At 63.9% G+C, this 20,616-nt stretch carries 18 protein-coding genes and 2 pseudogenes; 10 read left to right on the top strand and 10 right to left on the bottom strand.

Going from position 1 to position 20,616, the window contains the following annotated elements:
• Positions 1-2: 2 nt before the first annotated feature.
• The 4 genes from ABFB10_RS05135 to ABFB10_RS05120 all read right to left on the bottom strand — a co-directional run bounded on the left by ABFB10_RS05135 (position 3) and on the right by ABFB10_RS05120 (position 3,748).
• Positions 3-455: a hypothetical protein gene (locus ABFB10_RS05135; protein WP_347165682.1), complete on the bottom strand. Its 453-nt coding sequence runs from the start codon at positions 453-455 to the stop codon at positions 3-5.
• A 179-nt stretch (positions 456-634) separates the two neighbouring features.
• The gene (locus tag ABFB10_RS05130) at positions 635-1,840 is read right to left on the bottom strand and encodes a cache domain-containing protein (RefSeq protein WP_347165681.1); all 1,206 of its coding nucleotides are present in this window, start codon (positions 1,838-1,840) and stop codon (positions 635-637) included.
• Positions 1,841-2,149: 309 nt separating this feature from the next.
• Positions 2,150-2,533, bottom strand: a complete 384-nt coding sequence (locus ABFB10_RS05125) for a hypothetical protein (RefSeq protein ID WP_347165680.1) — start codon at positions 2,531-2,533, stop codon at positions 2,150-2,152.
• A gap of 348 nt (positions 2,534-2,881) precedes the next feature.
• Positions 2,882-3,748, bottom strand: coding sequence for a LysR family transcriptional regulator (locus ABFB10_RS05120; protein WP_347165679.1), 867 nt, complete (start codon positions 3,746-3,748; stop codon positions 2,882-2,884).
• Positions 3,749-3,853: 105 nt separating this feature from the next.
• Between ABFB10_RS05120 and ABFB10_RS05115 the strand changes: the two genes are divergently transcribed.
• On the top strand, positions 3,854-4,528 hold the full coding sequence (locus ABFB10_RS05115) for an RraA family protein (protein ID WP_347165678.1): 675 nt from the start codon (positions 3,854-3,856) through the stop codon (positions 4,526-4,528).
• Between the two features lie 249 nt (positions 4,529-4,777).
• Positions 4,778-5,212 (top strand): response regulator transcription factor, encoded by a 435-nt coding sequence (locus tag ABFB10_RS05110; RefSeq protein ID WP_347165677.1) that lies wholly within the window; start codon positions 4,778-4,780, stop codon positions 5,210-5,212.
• A 159-nt stretch (positions 5,213-5,371) separates the two neighbouring features.
• On the opposite strand, the pseudogene ABFB10_RS05105 reads toward ABFB10_RS05110, so the two are convergent.
• Positions 5,372-5,824, bottom strand: a pseudogene (locus tag ABFB10_RS05105) (aldolase/citrate lyase family protein); the annotation flags it as partial.
• A gap of 449 nt (positions 5,825-6,273) precedes the next feature.
• Here ABFB10_RS05105 and ABFB10_RS05100 point away from each other — a divergent pair.
• The 8 genes and pseudogenes from ABFB10_RS05100 to catB all read left to right on the top strand — a co-directional run bounded on the left by ABFB10_RS05100 (position 6,274) and on the right by catB (position 14,560).
• The gene (locus ABFB10_RS05100) at positions 6,274-6,999 is read left to right on the top strand and encodes a proline iminopeptidase-family hydrolase (RefSeq protein WP_347165676.1); all 726 of its coding nucleotides are present in this window, start codon (positions 6,274-6,276) and stop codon (positions 6,997-6,999) included.
• Positions 6,996-7,826: a carbon-nitrogen hydrolase family protein gene (locus ABFB10_RS05095; RefSeq protein WP_347165675.1), complete on the top strand. Its 831-nt coding sequence runs from the start codon at positions 6,996-6,998 to the stop codon at positions 7,824-7,826. The genes ABFB10_RS05100 and ABFB10_RS05095 overlap by 4 nt, the downstream gene beginning before the upstream one ends.
• A gap of 123 nt (positions 7,827-7,949) precedes the next feature.
• Positions 7,950-8,804, top strand: a complete 855-nt coding sequence (locus ABFB10_RS05090) for an alpha/beta hydrolase (RefSeq protein ID WP_347165674.1) — start codon at positions 7,950-7,952, stop codon at positions 8,802-8,804.
• Complete coding sequence (locus tag ABFB10_RS05085) at positions 8,801-9,892, top strand: ABC transporter substrate-binding protein (RefSeq protein WP_347165673.1); 1,092 nt, start codon at positions 8,801-8,803, stop codon at positions 9,890-9,892. Before ABFB10_RS05090 ends, ABFB10_RS05085 begins: the two co-directional genes overlap by 4 nt.
• A 167-nt stretch (positions 9,893-10,059) precedes the next feature.
• Positions 10,060-11,685 carry an ABC transporter permease gene (locus tag ABFB10_RS05080; protein ID WP_347165672.1) on the top strand — a complete coding sequence of 542 codons (1,626 nt, stop codon included), beginning with the start codon at positions 10,060-10,062 and terminating at the stop codon, positions 11,683-11,685.
• The gene (locus ABFB10_RS05075; protein ID WP_347165671.1) at positions 11,678-12,751 is read left to right on the top strand and encodes an ABC transporter ATP-binding protein; all 1,074 of its coding nucleotides are present in this window, start codon (positions 11,678-11,680) and stop codon (positions 12,749-12,751) included. Before ABFB10_RS05080 ends, ABFB10_RS05075 begins: the two co-directional genes overlap by 8 nt.
• 10 nt (positions 12,752-12,761) lie before the next feature.
• Positions 12,762-13,391 carry a GntR family transcriptional regulator gene (locus tag ABFB10_RS05070; RefSeq protein WP_347165670.1) on the top strand — a complete coding sequence of 210 codons (630 nt, stop codon included), beginning with the start codon at positions 12,762-12,764 and terminating at the stop codon, positions 13,389-13,391.
• Between the two features lie 532 nt (positions 13,392-13,923).
• Positions 13,924-14,560: pseudogene (gene catB / locus ABFB10_RS05065) on the top strand (type B chloramphenicol O-acetyltransferase).
• 538 nt (positions 14,561-15,098) lie between these two features.
• On the opposite strand, the gene ABFB10_RS05060 reads toward catB, so the two are convergent.
• The 5 genes from ABFB10_RS05060 to ABFB10_RS05040 all read right to left on the bottom strand — a co-directional run bounded on the left by ABFB10_RS05060 (position 15,099) and on the right by ABFB10_RS05040 (position 20,549).
• Positions 15,099-16,073, bottom strand: coding sequence for an AAA family ATPase (locus ABFB10_RS05060; RefSeq protein WP_347165669.1), 975 nt, complete (start codon positions 16,071-16,073; stop codon positions 15,099-15,101).
• Positions 16,074-16,114: 41 nt separating this feature from the next.
• Positions 16,115-16,801 (bottom strand): hypothetical protein, encoded by a 687-nt coding sequence (locus ABFB10_RS05055; RefSeq protein ID WP_347165668.1) that lies wholly within the window; start codon positions 16,799-16,801, stop codon positions 16,115-16,117.
• Between the two features lie 117 nt (positions 16,802-16,918).
• Complete coding sequence (locus ABFB10_RS05050) at positions 16,919-18,388, bottom strand: hypothetical protein (protein ID WP_347165667.1); 1,470 nt, start codon at positions 18,386-18,388, stop codon at positions 16,919-16,921.
• The gene (locus ABFB10_RS05045) at positions 18,385-18,957 is read right to left on the bottom strand and encodes a hypothetical protein (RefSeq protein WP_347165666.1); all 573 of its coding nucleotides are present in this window, start codon (positions 18,955-18,957) and stop codon (positions 18,385-18,387) included. Before ABFB10_RS05045 ends, ABFB10_RS05050 begins: the two co-directional genes overlap by 4 nt.
• Before the next feature lie 467 nt (positions 18,958-19,424).
• Positions 19,425-20,549: an AAA family ATPase gene (locus tag ABFB10_RS05040; protein WP_347165665.1), complete on the bottom strand. Its 1,125-nt coding sequence runs from the start codon at positions 20,547-20,549 to the stop codon at positions 19,425-19,427.
• Between the last annotated feature and the right edge of the window lie 67 nt (positions 20,550-20,616).

Genomic DNA, 20,616 nt, shown 5'->3' with positions numbered 1-20,616 from the left:
GCCTAGTAGGTGTTGACGGACAGCCCGACGAAGACCTGCTGCGCGTCAAAGCGGTAGCCCGCGCGAAGGCGGACAGGCCCCTCGTCGTCGAGGCGATAGTTCACCGCGACGGCCTGCTCGGAATAGGTCTCGCTGCCACCCGCCGTCAGGTCGACCGACAGGCCCGACGCATTGCCGAACTGGGCCAGCGCGAACCAGTCGTTCTGGTAGGTATTGTACTGGGCCGACAGGAACATGAACCCGAAGTCGGTTGGCTGATAGCGCTCCACGATCACCTTGCCGCCCAGCGACCAGCCGTCCGTGTCGTCACTGCGGCCAAGGCTGGGCCCGATCTTGACCGTCGCGATGCTCTCTAGGACGAAATCGCGCGTGACATGGAGGCCGGCGCTCCAGCCGCTGTCATAGGTCGAGTAGTTGGCGCCGAAGCTCATCTTGCCGCGTGTGGTCGCCAGCACGGAATCCGACGTCTCCGGGCCCAGGTCAAACTGCAGAAAACTGCCATCGGCCCCTGCTTCGAGGCTCGACAGGCAGAGCAGGGGAAGGGCCAGTACGATCGGTCTTGTCATGTTGGGCTTGGTCCGTCTGATGTATCGGGGGAAGGCGGGGGTGGCCCGCGCCGCGTGTCGGGGTCCGCTCATTTCTGTCCGCTTGTCTGCTTGGGCTGCCACGTGGCGTCCTGCGGTTGGTCCGGGGCGTCGCCCTCGTTCGTACTGGGGCCGCCGCCACCCTCCCCGCCATCCCGCAGGGAAGGGGTGTCCCGGCCCGCTTTCCGTTTCTGAAGCAAGGCCAGGGTGCCCTGAATTCGCGTAAGGGCCTGTGACAGTGTGATCGCCTCGCGAGAGCTTCGGCTCTCGCGGGGATAGCTGAATTCGCCCTCGGCCATGGCCGCGGCGGTGCCGACCAGATCCTCGATGGGACGCAGGACAATACGGGCAGCGATCAATGTCACGATCAGCACGAAGCCCGCCGCGAGTGAGACGGCAAGCACAGAGGTCCTTAGCAGTTGCGGCATCACGTTGATCAGGCTGCTGGTGTCCAGCACGGCAAAGACCCGCCAGCCGAAGTCGGGCAGATCGTCGCTGATGAAGTTGGGAGAAAACGCATATAGCCCGTCCGTCTGGTCGAGCAGGTAGAAGTTGCCGGCCAGATCGCGACCCAGCCCGGCCTGCGCCACGGCGGCCTCGGGAAGGCTGCGCGCCACGTCCCGGGTATCCACCAGCGTCTCGCCCTCGCGATTTTGCACGACCACGTCGATTTTCAGCTGTTCACGCGCAAGCGTGAGAAAGTTCTCGACCCAATCCATCCGCAGGCTGTAGACCAGCACGCCCGTGACCTCACCGCTGTCCTTGTCCCGAACCGGGGTCGAGAGATTCAGCAGGGACTGCTGAAGGGAATTGCTGGCATAGACATTCCCGACACTGGGATGGCGGAGGCCCTCGCGGTACCAGCGGCGCTGGCTGACGTCCTCTCCTTCACGCGCACGGCCCGAGCCGGACAGAATGCGACCGTCCAGATCGGCGACACCCGCCCAGGCGACCTGTCCCCCGGCCTGCGGCACGGCATCCATGAAGTCATTGGTCTCGGACTTGCTGGCATTGCTGATATTGCCTGCCACGGCGTGAAGGCTTCCCCATTCACGCTTCAGGGCCGTGTTGAAGCTGAGGGCGACCGCGTCAGCGCCGCGCAGGACCACGTCATGCCGCAGGTGTTGCTGCGCCAGGGTGCTGCGTTGCGTGACGATAAAAGCCACGAACAGGGCGGCACAGAGCACGGATAGCAGAAGGGCTGTCGCGATCCAGGTGATGGCACGGGGCGACGGGTTTTTCTGTGCTCTGCGCATTCTGCGTTTCCTCCTTGACGCCTGCCTAGAAAGTCCCGCCCTAAATCAACCCTGGGGCGAAACTTTGGAGTGAGGCAAATCTGTGTAAAGGCGTTCCATTCTGAAGTGGGGATATGACGGGCCGGCACAGGCCGAGATCGGGTTGGCCATTTTCTTGCGGCACCAAAGACCCTTGTTCAGAGGCGTTGCGTGGCTGCCGCCCCTGTACCCTACATCGATCGGCTGTGAGGTTCGAGGCCAATGCTGGCGCGTTCTGCAATTTTAAGCTGATTGTGCATTTGCGGCCTCTGCGGCCACCGCCACGTCCTGTCACGGGGCGTCGACGTGCCGGTTCTGGCGCGAGAGCCGATTGTGAAAACCCGCGCGCCCGCCGGCCTTTCTGTGCCCGGTCCGTCTGCGCGATGTCAGAGCCAATGTACCATAAGTTTGCACAGCCGGATGGTTCCGGATCGCAGTGCCTTGTATATTCACCAGCCACTTCAATGTGTTGCCGGATGTCGTTTTTTCGCCGCAAGGCATAGGCATGCACGATGACCTGCCACCTGCCAGGTTATGATGAAGGCTGCGCCAGACATGGGTTGTCGCTTCCGCGATCCAGCGAAGCTCCGCATGAAGCGCCGCCGCGATCTCGTCGATATGATGCGCCGAGCGCAGGTCGAATGTATCGGCACCGTCGCGGCATCCTTCCAGCATCGCGCGGTCTTCTTTGGAAAGTCGGGTTGGCTCGACTTCCATCAAACGGCGGCGGTGGGTCAGCGTCGCGAGCGAAGCTTGCGGGCACTGTTTTGCTGCGCTGACGGCTTGCGTGGTCCTGGGCTTCCGTGACGAACTTGTCCCACAGGGCATCCTTCCATGCCTTCGAAAGGGGCACGGCATCAAACCGTGGGAGCAAACATCTAGCCCCCGGGGGCGCCTGAAAATCTGGGCAAAACGCTCCTGACCGGTGAGGGGGCCGACGTTTTCATGCGCGGCCAATTGGAGAAAAAGCCCCCCTGAAGTAAGGCTTGAGTGCATCTTTGAGCCGCAGGAGCCCGGAGGCGGTTATCGCGGCGGCATGGCACGACACGCGAATGTCAGGGCGTCCTGGGCCGGGGGAGAGAGGGTCTCGCGGCGGTAGGCCGCGCATACTTCCAGCGGGGCAGGGCGGCGTTCAACGGTGATCCGGACCAATTGGCCGCTTGCCAGTTCCTGCTGGACCGCATGCTCCGGCACAAGTGCCAGGCCCATGCCGTTCACCGCAAGGCGTATCATCATAAAGAGGCTGTCTGAGTGGGCGAAACGATGGTGCCGTCCTGGGCCGAAGGCCGGGGTACGGGTGCTGTCGTGAATCGGGGATTCCCAGTTGTAGCCGATGATGGGGGAGCGGGAGAGGGCCTCGTCGTCGAGCCTGTCGCCATAGCGGGAAGGGGCACCGACCCAAATCATGGGGAACTTCCCCAGCGGGGTTAGCTTCAGGTCGGGGTGCGGCGTATCGGTCGAGAGGATCGCAAGGTCGAGCTGACCGGTCGCGAGGTGCTTGAGCAAGGTCGCGCTCTGGTTCACTTCGATCTCCAGCCGCAGGGCGGGATGCTGCGCCTCCGGGTGGTCGACCAGGGCCATCAGCCAGGTGGCGGCCACAGGCCCGTTGGCTCCTAGCCGCAGTCGGCTCGCCCGGGATTGCGGTGCATTTTGGAAGGAGAGGTCGTCGGTCAGGCGAAGCACCTGGCGTGCGTAGTCCAGCAACTCTTCGCCCTGCGGAGTAAGGCAGAGGCCCGCATCGCGCAGCATCAGGGGCACGCCCAGCTCGTCCTCCAGCCCGCGGATCCTGGCCGAGACGGTGGGCTGCGAAATGTTCAGCACCTCTGCCGCCTTGCGGAAGCTGCCGAGGCGATTGACCCAGTAGAAGGTGCGCAGGCTGTGGATCTGCATGGGGGCTCCGCATTGATCGAAAAATTCTATCGGATGGATCAGTCAATTCAAGTGGACCGCTGATGCTTGTCTGTTGCGTGATAGGGAAAACGAGTTGGAGATCCCATGACCTATTCACTTGCCGCCATGCCCACCGCGATCTCTGCCGAAAGGCTGAAACGGCTGGCCCGGTTCGAAACCGTCCTGCTGGGGCATTTCCTGGATCGCGGGGTGATGGAGCCGGGGGTCCGGCCCGTGGCGCCGGTGCCGCGTCTTGCGGGCACCGCGGTGACGCTTTGCCTGCCCGGGCTCGATTCCACGCTGTTGCACCATGCCGCAGGTCTGCTGAGGCCGGGGGACGTGCTGGTGATAGACCGGCGCGGCGACAGGCAAGCGGCCTGCCCGGGCGGTGGCGTGGCCCGGGCGATCCGCAATGCCGGGGCGGTCGGGGTGGTGATCGACGGCTGCCATACCGATACCCGGGAGCTGGCCGAGCTTGGCTTGCCGGTCTTCAGTCGCGGGGCGGCGGTGCTGACCACGCGATTGACCGGGCAGGGTGGCGCCCTGAACTGTCCCGTCTCGGTCGGCGGCGTGCCGGTCCTTGCTGGCGACGCGATCCTCGCCGACGATCTGGGAGTCGTCAGCCTGCATGCCGCAGAGCTGGACGGCGTGCTGGCGCAGGCCGAGGCGCTTCAGGCGCTGACCGATCGCACCCTCGCCGGTGTGGCAGAGGGCCGTCCCATCGGAGAGATGTCGGGTGCAAGTGCCATGGTCGCCGCCCGGATCGAGGCGATCACCTGATGGGCGCGGCGGGGTCACAGGTAGACCAGGTCTTCGCCGCCCTCGGGGCCGGGGTGCGGGGGCTGGTCTATGACTACTCTCCGCTTCCCTTCAGCCCGGACCCGGCACGCTTTGTCCTGCCGGAGTTGATCGAGGCCCGCGGCAGCGCCGAGCAGCTGGTGGCCGACTGGTGTGGGCGGTCGCTTTACCGGGCCGATCCGGTGCAGGGGCGGGCGGCGCGCATGCTGCAACCCTTTGCCTGGAGCTATCATGCCGGAGAGCCCTCGCGCATCGCCGACGACCTCGAGCGGTACGGAGGTGGGCGAGGTGCGCGAGCGGCTTCTGTCCTGGGGGCTGGGGCGCGGCATGACGATGCCGTTGCACCTACCCGGGCGCGGCTTCGCCACGCTGACGGCCTTCGTGGAGGCAGAGGTGGGGGAGGCGGCGCTGGCGCAGTTTGCGGTGATGGCCCTTGGCTTGCAGGACCGGATCGGCGCCGCCCCGGCACGGGGGCCGCTGTCCCCGCGCGAGGCGGAGTGCCCGGGACATACCGCCGACGGGCTGTCGGCCAAGCAGATCGCCCATGTGCTGGGCCGGTCCGAAAGCATGGTGGTGAAGCACCTGCAGGCGGCGGCGGCCAAGCTGGGCGCGCGCAACCGCTCTCATGCGGCGGTGCTGGCCACCCGTCAGGGCTGGATCACCTGAACCGCCCGCTGGGCTGCCTCGCGCAGCAGGCCGACGTCGGAGGTGGAAGAGACCGAGGAGATGGCCCCGCGCGAAGAGGTCCCGCGCGGTTTCTCCGGGCAGGCAGGCGCCCCCCAGCATCTTGCCGCTGGCCAGGATCGCCGCCTCGGCCCGGCGCAAAGCGCCCGCCAGTTCAGGCGAGGCGAGGTCGCCGAAGGTGCCGTAGTCCGACGTCAGGTCCAGCGGGCCGAGAAACAGCAGGTCGATGCCGGGCACGGCTGCGATCTCGGGGATGGCCTCCAGCCCGGCGCGGCTTTCGATCATCACGGCCAGCAGCAGTCCGGCGTTCGCCCGCGCCGGGTGCTCTTTGTCGGTCCCGTAGGCTGCGGCCCGCGACACGGTGAATTGCGCCCCGCGGCGGCCAAGGGGCGCATAGCGGGCGGCCTCGGCGATGGCGCGGGCCTGCGCGGCGCTGCGCACGTCGGCCACCATCACCCCGTCGAAGCCTGCATCCAGCAGCGGCTTTATCGCTCCGGGGGATCCGTCGCGGGCGCGGGCCATGACGAAGGCGTCCGAAACAGAGCGGATCGCGCGCAACTCGTGCAGGGCGCCGGAAAGATCGAGCCGCCGCATGTTCGCGGTCGACGATCAGCAGGGGCAGCCCGGCACTGGCCATCACCTCTGCCACGTCCGGGGCTCCGAGGAAAAGGAAAGCGCCCGCAAGAGGCGTGCCGCCCAGCAGGGAGAGGCGCAGGGATCTGTCGGTAAGAGGCATCGTATCGCACCGTTTTCGCGGCAGGCTAGTGGCAGGGCCGGGGCGCGACAGCCTGCAAGATCTTGCAGCTTACGCGGCGGCGGCGGGTTCGCGAAGGATCTGGGAATGGAACGAGGGAGGGCAGCATGCCGCAGGAGATGATCAGCCAGGAGGGCCATTGCCCCTTTCGGGGACACCGGACCTGGTATCGCGTGACGGGCGACCTGCGCGTCGGCCCGCCGCCGCTGGTCGTCGTTCACGGCGGGCCGGGCTGCACCCATGACTACGTCGATGCCTACCGCGCCATCGCCGAAACCGGTACCGTGCCGTGGTGCATTATGACCAGTTGGGCAACGGGCGCTCCACCCACCTGCCCGACGCAGGCGCGGATTTCTGGACGGTGGAGCTGTTTCTGGAAGAACTCGATACGCTGCTGGATTACCTGGGTCTGCGCGACCGCTATTGCCTGTTGGGGCAAAGCTGGGGCGGGATGCTGGCGGCGGAACATGCGGTCCTGCAGCCGGAAGGCCTGCAAGGGTTGGTGATCGCCAATTCCCCCAGCTCTTTCCCGACCTGGGTCGAAGAGGCGCTGCGCCTGCGCCGCGAGCTGCCCGGCGGCGTGCATGAGGCCCTGCTGGCCCATGAGGCAACTGCCGATTTCAGCCATCCCGATTACCTCGCCGCGACCGAGGTTTTCTACCGCGCCCATGTTTGTCGTGCGGATCCCTGGCCGGCGGAGGTGGTGGCCACATTCGATGCGATCGAAGCCGATCCGACCGTCTATCACACGATGAATGGCCCGACCGAGTTCCATGTCATCGGCACGCTGAAGGACTGGACCATCGAGGACCGCCTGCACCGGGTCAAGGCCCCGACGCTGGTGTTGACCGGGCGGTTCGACGAGGCGACGCCGCGCGCCGCCGAGGCCTATGCCCAGAAGATCCCGGGCGCCCAGTGGGTGATCCTCGGAGGGTCCAGCCATATGCCTCATGTAGAAGAACCCGCGCTTTGCATGCGCAGCGTCTCCAGCTTCCTCGACGAGGTGGCCGCATGACACGCTTTGCCGCCATCCAGATGTGTTCGACGGTCGATGTCGCGGCCAACAATGCCGAGATCGACAGGCTGGTCCGGGAGGCCGCCGCGCAGGGCGCACAGGTCGTCAGCCTGCCGGAAGCCGCCAATCTGCTGCTGCGCGATCAGTTCGACTACCCCGCGACCTGCCGCACCGAGGCAGAGGACAGCACGCTGGCCCTGTGCCGCGCACTGGCGACAGAGCTGGGGATCTGGCTGCACACAGGCTCGCTTCTGCTGCGGCAGGACCAAGGCGCGCGAATTCATAACCGGGCGCACATGATTGCTCCTGACGGTCGTGTCACCGCCCGCTACGACAAGCTGCACACCTTCGATGTGGCTCTGGGCGGGGCCGGGGATTTCATCGAAAGCCGCGTGGTCGCTCCCGGAGAGCGGGGCGCCATCACCTGCGAGGCGGCGGCACACAAGCTGGGGCTGGCGATCTGCTACGATCTGCGGTTTCCCTATCTTTTTCGGGCACTGGCCAGCGCCGGGGCAGGGGTGCTGATGATCCCTGCATCCTTCTCGCCCATCACCGGACCGCTGCATTGGGAGCCGTTGCTGAAGGCGCGCGCCATCGAAACCGGCTCTTACGTGGTGGCGGCGGCGCAATGCGGCACCCGTGACGGGGTGACGACCTTCGGCCAGTCGCGGATCATTTCTCCGCTGGGAGAGGTATTGGCCGCTGCCGAGGACGATCCGGCAGTGATCCTGGCCGAGATAGACCAGGCCGAGATCGAGGCAACCCGTAGGCGCATTCCTGTCCTGCGGCAGACCCGGCAGCTGGAGGGCGTGACTCATGAAGCCTGAAACCCAAGACGCAAGGGCGCGACGAAGCCGGGAAATTGACAAGGCTAAAATTGGCGCCAATGTAGGCGGCAAAAATGTTGCGGCACCGCAAAGCCCCGAAATCAACTGTCTGAAGGCCTCTGAATGACACTGCCCGCTGCTTCCAATCCCCTGACGACCCTTGATGCACGGCTGGACGGGCTGCCGGTGCGCGTGCTGCCGCAGGGCAGTTGGCGCTACGTTTTGCGTCCGGCCCGGCAGCCCGGCGCGCCGCTGCTGATCGCCGCACATGGCAGCGATCGCGACCTGCGCGGCCTGCTGGAAGGACTGGACCTGGACGGGCAGGTCAGCCTGCTGCTGCCCTACTTTCCCGAAAGGGTGGAGGGGGCTGATGTGGCGGACGACTACAAGTTCCTGCGCGGCGGCAGCGAAGATTACCTCAAGCTGATGGACTCGATCCTGGACGACGCGGTGCGGCAGCTCGGACAGGCGCCCCGGGCGCTTTGGCTCTTCGGGTTCTCGGGCGGCGCACAGTTCGCGCAGCGCTATGCGCTGGTGCGGGCCGGTCGTCTTGACGGTCTGATCCTGGCCGCGCCCGGCGGGGTCACGCTGCTGCGCGAAGACGTGGCCTGGTGGCCGGGCCTGAAGGGCATAGAGGACGCCCTTGGAGAAGCGCCGGATCTCGCGGGTCTGGCGCAGCTGCCCACCGCCATCCTGATCGGGGCTGACGATCGCGCGGCAGGGTTGGTTTCGCGCGCGCCGGGCACCCGCTTCGGCTCTGCGGATGCGGATCTGGCGGGGCTGTCCCGGCAGGACAAGGCCCGCAGCCTGAAGGCCGACCTGGCGGCCCATGGCACCCCGGTCACCTACACGGAAATTGCCGGCGTGGGGCACAAGCTTGCCCCCTGCGCCGGGGCCGCCGCGCAGATCCTGCGCGGCTGGCTCGACGAAACCCAAGATGCAAGCCAACCTCGAACAACCAACAGGAGTGACACATGACCCGTTACTGGATCGCCGGGGCTGCGGCCCTGCTGGCCGCCGGCGCCGCTCAGGCGCAGGAGGCCCCCGCTGGCTACCCCGCCGACTACGCAGAACTGATTGCCCAGGCCGGGACCGAAGGGTCTCTGCTGATCTACACCAACCTGTCGAACACCAACCTCGGCCCGGTGGTCAAGGCCTTCAACGAGGTCTATCCCGGGATCGAGGTCCAGTCGGTCGAGATGGGCCCCTCCGAGGCCTTCTCGCGCTACGAGGCAGAGATCGGCACCGGTGTCGACAGCGCCGACCTGGTCATCGCCAATTCGATCCCCGACTGGATCCGCGCGGTCGAGGCAGGCACCCTGGCCGACTACGCCTCGCCCGAGCAGGCCAACCTGCCGGCCTGGTCCTACCCCGAACCGGGCCTCTATACCTTCTCGGCTGACCCGATGGTGACGGTCTACAACAAGATCACGGTGCCGGAAGAGCTGCAGGTCAGTTCGATGGAAGAGTACTTCGGCAATATCGTGGCCCATCCAGAGGTCTTCGAGGGCAAGGTCGGCACCTATGACGGTCGCTATGCCTTCGGCGGCTCCATCGGCTATGCCTTCGCCAAGTTCCACGGTGATGCGGCCTGGGACTGGTTCGCGTCTGCCGGCCCGTTGACCCGCCCGGGCGGCGGCGCAGGCGGGATGATCGAACGCACGCTGACGGGTGAGCTTTCGTCTTCCTTCTTCGTGTCCGGCCCGGTGGTCTTCGGCAAACTCGACGATGGCATCGGCCAGGTGCTGGGCTGGACCTTCCCCTCTGACGGAACGCCGGTGTTCCTGCGCGGCATGGGCATCACCGCCGAGGCTCCGCACGGTGCCGCCGCACGCGTCTTCCTGGACTTCGTCCTGTCGGAGGCGGGCCAGTACGGGGTGGCTGACGGCAAACTGACGGCCTATCGCCCGGGCGTCCAGCCCGAGGGCGAGACCACCTTCTCGCTTGATGATGTGATCGAGGCGATCGGTGGAGAGGAGAACCTGATCCTGGTCGACTACGACACCGAGATGGTCGCGGGTTTCGAAGCCTTCAACGCCCGTTGGGGCGAGGCCTTCAAGATGTGAGCTGCACGGGGCCGGCGCAGCGCTCCCCGCGCCGGCCTCGTCCTGAAAGGAAGTACCCATGGCCCACCTGTCCCTGACCGAGGTCCGACCCGGACCCGGGCGCTGCGGCGCCCTTCGACCGCGCCCGACTGGCGCAATGGCTGATCTTCGGGATCACCGCCGCCCTGATGCTGGCACCGGCGCTGCCGATCCTGCTGCAGGTCTTCGTCGACCGACCGCTCTATTCCGATGGCTGGCAGTTAACGCTTGAAAACATCGGCCAGCTTGTCAGGGATGAGCGGATCGACCGCATTGCCCTGACCACCGGTCTCTTCGCGCTGTTCAGCGTGGTCATCGCCGAGGTCCTGGGCATCGCTGCCGCCCTGCTGATCGGGCGCACCGACATGCCGGGCCGCAAGGTCATGGGCGATGTGCTGATGTGGCCGCTCTACCTGTCGCACCTGATCTTCGCCCTGGGATGGGTGGTGATGTACGGCCCCTCGGGCTTCATCACACAGTCCATCGCGCAATCTACCGGGGGCGCGCCGTGGAACCTCTATTCCATCGCGGGCATGTCGGTTGTGGCCGGTGTCAGCCGGGCGCCGCTGGCCTATCTCTACTGCCTCTATGGCGCGGTGCGCTCGGTCGACTCGACGCTGGAAAGCGCGGCACGGACCGTCGGGGCGGGGCCCCTGCAGGTGCTGCGCAAGGTGACGCTGCCGCTGATGATCCCCTCGATCATCACCTCCACGGCGCTGAACCTGGTGATCGCGGTGGAAACCCTGTCGATCCCGCTGTTCCTGGCGCGCCCGGCCCGTATCGATACCCTCTCGACCTTCCTCTACGGCGAGGGCATCGCCGCCTCGAACCCGAACCACGGGCTGGTCGCGGCCTCGTCGCTGCTGCTGATGGCGCTGGTTGGCTCGACCCTGATCGTGCAGCGCCTGCTGCTGCGCCAGGGCCACCGCTACGAAACGGTCAAGGGTAAGGGCACCCGCCCGATGACGCTCGGCCTCGGGCGCTTGCGCTGGCCGTTGGCTGCGGTCTTCGCCACGCTGCTGCTGGCCACGGTCGTCGTACCGGTGGCGGGGATCATCCTGCGCGCCTTCACCTCTTTCCTGTCGCCCCTCGTGCCGATCACCAAGGTCCTGACCCTCGACAACTTCGCCAAGCTCTTCGCGGATGAGGCAAACGTGCGGGCGATCTGGAACACCGTCGAAATCTCTCTGCTCTCGGCCAGCCTTGGCACGCTGCTGGCGGTGGCAGTGGCGCTGGTGATCCAGCGCTCGGATTTCCGCTTCTCCGGCACGCTTGAGGCGCTGGCCTATTCACCGCGCATCGTGCCGGGCATGATCACCGGCCTCGGCGTCTTCTATGCCGCCGTCCTCCTGCCGCCCATGGGCTGGCTGCGCGGAAACATCGGCATCATCGTCGTGGCCTATGTCATGGCGACCCTGCCGCTGGCCCTGGGCGTCATTCAGCCCGCCATCGTGCAGATCGGTCGCGACCTGGACAAGGCCGCCCGCACGGTCGGCGCGGACTGGCTGGGGGCCATGCGCATCGTGCTGCTGCCACTGCTGAAACCCGCGCTTCTGGGCAGCTTCATCCTGCTCTTCGTTTTCCACCTGAAGTCCTACATCATCGCCATCTTCCTGATGGCTCCGGGGCTCGAGGTGATGGGCGTGTCGATGCTGTCGCTCTGGACCAACGGGGACGTGGGGCCGCTGGCTGCCTTCGCCTCCTTCCAGATCGTGCTGGTCGCCGTGCTGCTGATCCTCGCCCGCGTCCTCTTCAAGGTTAAGATCTATGACTGAACTTGTTCTCTCCGACCTCTCGCGCCGCTACGGCCAGGCGCTGGCCATCGACGGTATCAACCTGACCGTGCAGGAGGGCGAATTCCTGACCCTGCTCGGGCCCTCTGGTTGCGGAAAGTCCACGACGCTGGCCTCTGTCGCCGGTCTCGATCAGCCGACCGGGGGGCGCATCACCTTCGGTGACCGCGTGCTGGCCGATGCCGCCACGGGCGCCTATCTGCCGCCCGAGGCACGCGGCTTCGGTGTGGTCTTCCAGAGCTATGCGCTCTGGCCCCACCTGACGGTTGAGGACAACGTCGGGATGGCGCTGAAGCTGCGCAAGGTCCCGGCGGCCGAGCGGGCAAAGCGCACGTCCGAGGCGCTGGAACTGGTCGAGCTGGGCCCGCTGGCCAAGCGCTACCCGGGCGAGCTGTCGGGCGGGCAACAGCAGCGCGTGGCGCTGGCCCGTGCCATCGTCTTCCGCCCGCCGCTGCTGCTGCTCGATGAGCCGCTGTCGAACCTCGACGCGCAGCTGCGCCAGCAGGCACGGGTCTGGCTGAAGGACATCCAGCGCGAACTGGGCCTGACCACGATCTACGTCACCCACGACCAGGACGAGGCGCTGGCCATGTCCGACCGCATCGTCGTCATGCGTGGCGGCAAGGTGGTTCAGCTCGGTACGCCGCAGCAGATCTATACCGATCCTCGGCATCCCTTCGCGGCCAGCTTCATCGGCAATGCCAACCTGCTGGCGGTCACTGGTTCGGCGGTCTCCGAACCGGGGGCCTGCACCGTGACCCTGCCCGACGGGCAGGCGATCCGAGCCCGTACTCCCACGGGCGATCTGGCGGCCGGAGACCAGCTTCTGGCCGTGCGCCCCCATCTCGTCAGTTGCACCCCGTGCGAAAATGCGTCTGAAATCAACGTGGCGTTCGGGGCTGAAAGCTATCTTGGCGATCACTTCGAGCAAGAGGCCCACGTGGCCGGCGCGGCGATCCGGTTGAACGTTGAAACGCCGCAGCCGTGCGGGGCGGGGCGGATCTGGATCCGGCAACAGGATGCGGTGGTTTTCACCGCGGATCAGTGAGGGCAGGGCGGTGAGCAAGCCAGAGACCATCGTCGCCGCGGATGTGACCGAGCGGTTGCGCAACGACATCCTGCTGGGCGCGCTGCGCCCGGGGGAATGGCTGCGCCAGATCGACCTTCAGGACCGCTACCGATGCACCCGCGCCTCGGCGCGCTCCGCGCTTGCGACGCTGGCAGCGGGGCAGATGGTGCAACATGTGCCCAACCGTGGTTTCCGCGTGGTGCAGCCCTCGACCGAGGTTCGCGAACAGATCACCGAAATACGGCTGATGCTGGAGCTCCCGGCGGCGGAGGCGATTGTCGCCTCTGCCACGGAGCAGGACGTGGCAAGCATTCAGGAGGCCGCGGAGGCCTTCGACGCGGGGGTGGACCGGTTGCCCTATCCTGAGATGAGGGCCCTCAACCATGCCTTTCATCGCGCCCTCGTCGCGCCCCTGGCCAACCACCTGCTGGCCGATACGATCAACGACCTGCGCGAACGGGATCTTCCTGGGGACTGGTCCAGTTGGTCGATAGGCGCCAATGTCCGCCGATCCAGCCAGGATCATCTCGATATGGCCAGGGCAGTTGCAATCCGGGACGCAGAGGCGCTCCGGCAGTTGACAGGACAGCATCTTACCCGGTGGCAGGATCCTTCGTGATAGCGCGTCCTGGCTGGCCGAAGTCGCGAAGCGGTGCGTGTGTGACGCGTTGGGGGCCCAGATCGGTGAACAACAACATGCGCCGCAATCGAAGCGTCTGGTGCCCTTGAAGCGCAGATGGCGTAGACCGCGCCCAAGCCCTAGGATGACTTCGTTTCGGGGACTGGTCGCGCTTTGTGCCGGCCCCTCGGGTGCCCCCTTTGCGCAGGAAGCGGGCTTTGCAAAGTTGCGGTGCCCGGCAAGATCCCGGTCGATCTGTGCCGCACGCGCAGTGTGAAAATCCGACTTTCGCAAGGCGTGAGGCCACGAATGAGGTCGGGCCTCACCCTTGGCGCCATTGAACGGGCTTGCGTTCGGGGGCGGAAACGCTAGGTCTGACGACAGTTCGACATGGCAAGAAACGCAATGAAGTCAGCGGAACGAACCAACTGAATAACGCCCTGCGCCAAAGCGCCGGGTAATCGTGCGCCGCAAGTTGCGGTCGCACTCTGTTCGCATGGTCGCGAACGACAAGATTATTCAGAGGTTTCAAATGGAAAACTACTTCGAGAGCCCGTTCCGGGGGATCACCTTGGACAAGCAGGTCACCAATCCAAACATCCTGGTCGGACGCTATAGCTACTACTCCGGCTATTACCACGGTCACAGCTTCGAGGATTGCGCCCGCTATCTCCTCCCTGAGGAGGGGGTTGACCGTCTTCTGATCGGAAGCTTCTGTTCCATCGGATCGGGCGCGGCGTTCATGATGGCTGGCAATCAGGGTCATAGAAATGACTGGGTCAGCACGTTTCCATTCTACTGGATGTCAGATGTCCCTGCCTTCGAGGGCGCTGCGAACGGCTATCGCCCGTACCGGTGACACGGTGGTCGGAAACGACGTTTGGATAGGATCGGAAGCTATCGTTATGCCGGGCGTCCGGATCGGCGATGGGGCCGTAATTGGCACGCGCGCAGTGGTGACGCGAGATGTTGAGCCTTACACCATCGTCGGCGGGAACCCGGCAAAGGAAATCCGAAAGCGTTTCAGCGCGCACCACATCGACCTCTTGCTTGAATTGAGGTGGTGGGAGTGGCCAGAAGACCGCCTGCAAACCGCGATGCCTATCCTGACCAGCGGCGATATCGAAGCGCTACATGGGTTTTGGAGAACCCATATCTGCACCCCGTAGGCCTAGGCACTCGCTATGTTTTCTATAGCGAGTGCTTACCACCGACGGCTATGGGCCCACAGCTGACTTGCGGCGATGCGGCAACTGAGGAGCGGGGAAATGCCCCTGACAGTGACGCCTGGCCGCCCGATCACGACTTGCCTGCCGCACCTGAAAAAGATGGCCCTGCCCACTGCGGCCCAGTCCGGCCCCCCGACTCAATGGTCATCGCCGTAACGCAGCTTTCCCGAACCGGTCATTCATGCAGGCCGCAGCATTTTGAACGGTCCGAGATTGGCTGTGCGGGACCTTGCTACCCTTCGCTGCGGGCGCATCATCTCGTTGGCAACATGCCAATGTACCATAAGTTTGCACACCCAGTTGATTCTGGCGGCTGTGCTGCGCAAAAATATCTTATGTATTTCAGATGCTTGCCGCAGGTCGTTCTTCACCGCAAGGCATAAGCATGCACAGTTGACACATAAGCATGCAGGGCGGCGGCCAAAAAAAGGGCCCGCACTGCGAGCCCTGAAACGTCCAAACCCGTATTGGCCTGCCGCTATTCGTCCAGCACCATCTCCGTGAGTTTGTCGCTGTCGATCATGTCGCGATAGTCGGGTGCGGTGAAGGGGCACAGGCCCTGAGGCAGTCGGGAGTTCTGGGCGTAGGCCTCGGAAAACGTTTTGACCGTGGCGGTCTTCTGGTTGCGAAGTCTGCACAAGCCAAAGGCGCGGATCAGCAGCTCGATGACGAGGCCCCACCTGGAGGCGCAGGCAAAATCGAGGCGCTGCAGAAAATCGACATCAAGGAGATCGTCGACATCGATATCGGCGCGTTCGGCATAGGTGTATACGAGCTTGTTCAGTTCGAGCAGGTCCGGATCCCTTGTCGGATCAGCGAACCTGTCCAAGTGAATCTCATCGAAATGAATGTGGGAGAGGAGATGGGCGATCTGCTCTTCAGAGTTCACATGACTGGCCAGAATCGGCACGCCTGACAGGATGAGCATCAACGGCCATTCCGGTTCCTTCATCAGCGCCTTGAAACGGTCGAGGAGCTTTTCGTTGGACTTTGCGCCCGACGTAAAGGCGTGTTGGCATTCGTCGTAGTAGAGGCCGATGACGCCCTGTTCGCGGCATTGATGGCGAACCATGTTCCAGAGTTCACCCTGGGTGCGCCGGGGGTTCGCGGGGTAACCGAGAGCTTCGAGCGTCTTGTGACCCAGATCCTTCCAAGTGATCGACCCATCCAGCTTGCAGTAGATAATCTTGCCAACCTTCCCGTTGGGCATTTCCGTCATGCTTGCGTTGAATTTCTCCACAAGCCGGACGGTCTCCGAGGTCTTGCCGACCCGCGATTCCCCAGTCACCAGCAAGCCGCGTGCTTCGAAATGCCCGCCGATGGAGGCTTTGACATAGTAGTCGTGCAGGCAGTTTTCGAAAGCATTGCGGAGCGTTGCCGCGCGCGGGAAGGTATAATGGCCGCGCTGCAGAGCAACCGATGCGTTGACGCGGTTCTGGTCGATGAAACCCATGGGTATCCTTGATTTGCTGGACGTCGTTGAGAGGGCGGCAGTTACAGGAGCTCGCCCTTCTGGGCGGGGCGGCCGAGCCTGACAGGGGTTTCCGAAGACGGTTTCTCTGCCTTGGGCTTCGATGTCCTGGCTGGTATTGCAGGCGTAGAGGTCGGCTCCGCAGGCTCGTGATCGATGAGGCTTGCTCCGCCGAGAGGAAGGATCCCCGGGCCCGAGATCGCGGTGGCCGAGGTACCCGGCGCGACCGTGTCGATCGGCACGGGCGTGGTGACCAGCCGAGATGCGGCAAACAGGCTCTTGGCCTTCTTGCAGGTTTCGGCCTGAGTGACATAGCTCCTCGGCAAACGCCGTTCGACGCCGATTTTCTTGAGCTGATCATGCCTCTCGAGGCGAACCTTTGCGATCCGGTCTTCGTAGAGTGTTGTCACCTCGGGGTTTTCACGCCGGTACTGCGTCATCAGCTCTAGGAATTCGGATGCGGTCAGATCGGCGAAGACGGTCGTCTGTAGTGCAAGCTTGTATGTCTCTGGATCACGCGGGATCACTGCGGTCGCAAAGCTCAGATCGTCCGGATCGATATAAACGGTGACCTTGCCCTTATGGTGTTCGCGGGCGGCCTGGAATTCGTCTGACCCATAAAAGAGGCCTTCAAGCACCCGCACACCCTCATCGTTGGGCTGCAACTTGAATGGCCAGCCCAAGTGGACGCGACGGAGATCTTCATCCAAAAGACGAAATGTCTCCCTGGTCTCATTCAGTTCTTTATAGACCTCGTACCGGTCGCCGCCCTCCCATCCCGACGCCCGTGTGTTTCAAGGACGGGTACTCGTCGATGAAAAACCTGGTCAGGATTTCATAGAGGAGATCGATGTCAAGGACGCCTGATTTTTGGCGTCATATCCGGGTAGCTCTCCTGCTTTTCGCCCAGTGTAGCCGTGAAGCAGTTTCAGCAAGACGGATTCGGTGGTGCCGAACATCCGCTCGACATACGGCTTGTCGGCGGAGGCGTGGGCGCGCACGTCGGTATTCGCCGATGCGATCCCCATGAGCGCGGACTTGACCTCGGCGTTCCGCAGGCCGGTACCGTTGTCGTTGCGCACCATGCCGAGCCCCATGGCCGGCATAGTCTCGCCCTCGCAATCGTAGATGTGCCTCTCGCGGGTCTTGTCGCGTGTTGCCATCCGCAGCAGCTGCATCGTGGCTTCCGCTTTGGGCTGGTCGCTGACAACCCAGGCCAGCGGCATGCGTGTTGCGACATCGATCATGACAAGGATGCTGAGGCGACTGCGGATCTCCTCATCCGCCCATTCCATAGCCTTCTTCATATCTTGAGACAGCGTATGCCAATAGCCTTTGGCCTTGGCCGAGGTAATCAGGGACGCCCGACATTCGTCCATCTCGCAGAATTCGCCGATCATGAGCGCCCGCACGTCAGAACTGCCGCGGCCACGCTTGTTGCGCGCGTGGCGCTCGCCCTTCGTCGCGACCATGTATTCGGTCGGCGTGAGCAGCTCCTTGCGGTGACGAAGAAGGGATTGATGGGATGGGACCGGGAGCGCGGGGAGGTCGTTGAGCGCCCGCTGCCGGTTTTCCCTGTTGATCAGCGCTGCAAGGTAGCCATGCACGTTCGCCACCGACGGTCCCTTGAGATCCAGACCGATCTCCTCCCACGCCTCTGTCATGAGTTCTTTCAGACGCAAGGGCAGACGCGGTGTCTCGTTGCCTTTGAGGTGGTCAAGTGTTGCCAGTCCAGCGATGACATCATCACCGTCCTGGAGACCCTGATAGATCCCGTAGTACTTCTTCAGCGTCCGCCCTTTGTAGAGAAACCAGCTCTTCTGCTGGCCGCCCTTCAAGGTGGCTGCTCCAAGATGCACGCGCTCGCCAAACAAGGTTTCGACGAGCGGACGCAAGAACTTCCTGTTAACGGGGTCGTTCAAGGTGCCGATCGAAATCCGGAACTCCTCATCGCCCTGGACAATGGTCCGGTGCCGATGGAGCTCATCGATCGCCCTGCATATCGCGTAGTGGAAGCGGCCATAAGTCTGTTGCTCATCGGAGAGTTGAGCCGCGACGCTCAGCCCACCCAGCCTGAGCTTGGCACTTCCCTCCGGCAACAGCTGCGAAGGGGCGAAAGTCACGGCGCCGGATTTCATCAATTCGACGAAGGACGAGAACACGAGGATACTCATCTGGCCGCCCATCGGGTCCGCCAGCTCATAGCCTTGCGAACCGACCTTGCGGAGCAGGAGGTCGCGCCCCTGGACCACGATTTCGGTTCCGGCTTCGAAATTGTAGCGAGGCGCGATCGTCATGACGCAACCTCGATGCGCGACCATTCCGCGACCACATGGTCAAGGTTTGCGGTCAAGGCGCCGCGTGCGATCAGGCGGTAGCAGGATTTAAAGACCGTCTTCTGCGGCAAATCGAGCAGCGGAAAAAGATCACGCATCAGCCAGAGCGAACGATGGTTGCAGGCGGTCCAGAGCACGATGTCGTCGATTTCAGGATCGGGTGTCTGGATGGCCTCATGCAGCCGGAACAGGTTCTCCCGTCGCTGCCGCGAGTAGCGACCAGCATCGACGATGCTCATGCTATCTGCAGCGCTCGAGGGTGTCGCCGCTAGGATCGCTTCGATATCGCGCCGCGTCCGAGGCTTTTGCAGGCTGTCGGAGTTGCGAACGAAGATGAGCATGCGCCGTCCATCCACGAAAGTGGCAAGCAGGTCATGCGTATAGCTGGGACCTTTGCGATCTCCAGGACGCAGATAGACCTTCAGCGGCTGGAATTGCAGATCATAGAGGAGAGGCGAGAGCAGCAGCTCGTGGGCGACGGCGGCCTCTAGCCGCGCTTTCAGCGATGCCGACCTCAGGCCGGTGATCATTGGCCGCGGTCCGGTAGGTCATCCACACCCGATGCGAGCTCGAGCTCCGGAAGCCGGGATTGCGAACGCCGGTGAAAGGCAGGACACCGTGGATCCGCCCGAGTTTGATCTTGGACTGCCTCGGCAGCTTCGCCGGCGAATAGTTCCAGCTGTCATGATCAATAGTCTGATCGGCAGACATGACTTCTCCGTTCCCGGAACAGCGTTGCGCCGGGTGCATTTTTGTTTCTTTTCAAGAGGACATGCCACTCTTGCCACGCTCAACCGCTGTCGGTAGCGTGACAGATGTGATGATGCGGCAGTACCTCTGCTTCTGGTGCCCGTCCTGGGCGAAATTCCGTGCTGCCCCGCCCGGGAGTGCTTGGGTGGGCCATGCGTTCATTTTCCGCGAAGTCGGCGAAAATCCCAATTGAAAACGGGTCGCCAAGCCTTCATGAATGTGGAAAACTCAATTAACCATCTGATATTTAATGGATAATCTGATCCACTCCAGTTAATGGAGCATCGTACCGGCCCTGTTGGTCCGAGCCCAGCTCCAGCATCCGTTTGACAATCCGGATGTTGATCTGATGGCCCGCCTCGAACGCCTCAGCCAGCGCGGTCGTGATGGCCGCTGTGATGAGCGGGGAAAGCTGCCGCTTCGCGGCCTCGCGCAGGACGAGGTCATTGATCTGCCCCTGCGTGGGAGAGGGCACGCTGACGACGCGGATCCGTGACAAAAGCGGTTCCGGCAGGCCACGCAAGCTATTCGAGGTAAAGACCCAGTTGATGAACGACATGTCGAACTGATTCTGGAAATAGGGGCAGGTCCACCGGCTTGCCGTCAGGTCTTCGAGCAGCGGCAGGAGGGCATTTGGAAGGCTGAAAGCCCGTCCCCTGTCGGACACGGGCGTACCGGATTTCTCAATTTCGTCGATGATGACGAGCGGATTTGCAACCTGCCGCATCAGCATCAGACCCACGAGCCGACCGGGGCCGGCATCTGCCCAGCCGCGTTGGCTTCCTATCAGTCCAAAACTGGCATTCTCGCCTGTGGCGTCGAGGGTCATGTCCGGCGTTTCTAGCAGCTGCGCAAGACGACGTGCCCATGCGCTTTTGCCAATGCCCGGCGGGCCATCGAGAAGAACTGGCGCAAACCGAGCGCCAGGCCTGCCACTTGAACGATTATGATGAAGGCTGCGCCAAACATGGTTTGTCGCTTCCGAGACCCAGGGAAACTCCGCATGAAGTGCGGCTGCGATCTCGTCGATATGGTGGGCCGATCGCAGGTCGAATATCTCGGCGCCATCGCGACAGCCCTGCAGCATGGCACGGTCTTCTCGCGACAAGCGCGTTGGCTCGACCTCCTTCAGATGGTTCCGATGGATCTTCTGCGCCCACCGCCTGATCCGGATCTCGAGCGCTTTCGGGAGCTCATTCTGTGGGTAACGCCATATTTCATTGTGGGCAGCGCGCTCTTCCTGGGGGATGCCTTCGGAAATCTGCCGCTTGTCCTGCAAGGCGGTGTAGAATTCCTTGAGACGCTTGATGATGGCGGCCTCGTCGAGTGCCGGATCGGGCTGTTTGCTCAGGATGAAGCGGATTTTGGGCATGGATGGGGGCTTTCGTCATAGCTCCGCCAGCCGCCATGACGGCGGACATGCGGGCAGAGCCTCGGAT

Origin of the sequence: Ponticoccus litoralis, assembly GCF_039769985.1 — a bacterium.
GTDB lineage: Bacteria > Pseudomonadota > Alphaproteobacteria > Rhodobacterales > Rhodobacteraceae > Ponticoccus > Ponticoccus litoralis.
The sequence above is the reverse complement of the archived record's forward strand: the minus strand, read 5'-3'. Positions and strand labels throughout refer to the sequence as shown.

Excerpts from the sequence above, each read along its gene's own strand:
- ABFB10_RS05130 (WP_347165681.1), bottom strand. The coding sequence starts at position 1,840 with ATGCGCAGAGCACAGAAAAACCCGTCGCCCCGTGCCATCACCTGGATC.
- ABFB10_RS05125 (WP_347165680.1), bottom strand. The coding sequence starts at position 2,533 with ATGCTGGAAGGATGCCGCGACGGTGCCGATACATTCGACCTGCGCTCG.
- ABFB10_RS05120 (WP_347165679.1), bottom strand. The coding sequence starts at position 3,748 with ATGCAGATCCACAGCCTGCGCACCTTCTACTGGGTCAATCGCCTCGGC.
- ABFB10_RS05115 (WP_347165678.1), top strand. The coding sequence starts at position 3,854 with ATGACCTATTCACTTGCCGCCATGCCCACCGCGATCTCTGCCGAAAGG.
- ABFB10_RS05110 (WP_347165677.1), top strand. The coding sequence starts at position 4,778 with ATGCCGGAGAGCCCTCGCGCATCGCCGACGACCTCGAGCGGTACGGAG.
- ABFB10_RS05095 (WP_347165675.1), top strand. The coding sequence starts at position 6,996 with ATGACACGCTTTGCCGCCATCCAGATGTGTTCGACGGTCGATGTCGCG.
- ABFB10_RS05090 (WP_347165674.1), top strand. The coding sequence starts at position 7,950 with ATGACACTGCCCGCTGCTTCCAATCCCCTGACGACCCTTGATGCACGG.
- ABFB10_RS05085 (WP_347165673.1), top strand. The coding sequence starts at position 8,801 with ATGACCCGTTACTGGATCGCCGGGGCTGCGGCCCTGCTGGCCGCCGGC.
- ABFB10_RS05080 (WP_347165672.1), top strand. The coding sequence starts at position 10,060 with ATGCTGGCACCGGCGCTGCCGATCCTGCTGCAGGTCTTCGTCGACCGA.
- ABFB10_RS05075 (WP_347165671.1), top strand. The coding sequence starts at position 11,678 with ATGACTGAACTTGTTCTCTCCGACCTCTCGCGCCGCTACGGCCAGGCG.
- ABFB10_RS05060 (WP_347165669.1), bottom strand. The coding sequence starts at position 16,073 with ATGGGTTTCATCGACCAGAACCGCGTCAACGCATCGGTTGCTCTGCAG.
- ABFB10_RS05050 (WP_347165667.1), bottom strand. The coding sequence starts at position 18,388 with ATGACGATCGCGCCTCGCTACAATTTCGAAGCCGGAACCGAAATCGTG.
- ABFB10_RS05045 (WP_347165666.1), bottom strand. The coding sequence starts at position 18,957 with ATGATCACCGGCCTGAGGTCGGCATCGCTGAAAGCGCGGCTAGAGGCC.
- ABFB10_RS05040 (WP_347165665.1), bottom strand. The coding sequence starts at position 20,549 with ATGCCCAAAATCCGCTTCATCCTGAGCAAACAGCCCGATCCGGCACTC.